Consider the following 238-nt stretch of genomic DNA (forward strand, 5'->3'; position numbering starts at 1 on the left):
GGGGCGTGGGCGCAGCCCGGGTGGGATACGGCAGCGGCGGGGGGGCGACCAAGACCCGCGGGGAGGACGCAGAAGCCGCAGCAAACCTGTTACGTGCGCAGAAAACGGAGCTATTGAAGGACAGCGCCATCTTAGCCGCCGAGAACGCACTGCTGCGGAAGAAGGCAGCCGAGAAGCGATGAACGACATCAATACGGAACTATATTTGCACATCGTCAAGCCGATCGCCGGCAAGCTC

General features: G+C 62.6%; 1 protein-coding gene. It reads left to right on the forward strand.

The features are described 5' to 3' along the window. Positions 1-182, forward strand: a 182-nt coding sequence (locus KVT38_RS34160) for a hypothetical protein (RefSeq protein ID WP_217598137.1), incomplete at its 5' end; no start/stop codon positions are given. Positions 183-238: the final 56 nt, after the last annotated feature.

Source organism: Cohnella sp. GbtcB17, assembly GCF_019091135.1.
GTDB lineage: Bacteria > Bacillota > Bacilli > Paenibacillales > Paenibacillaceae > Cohnella.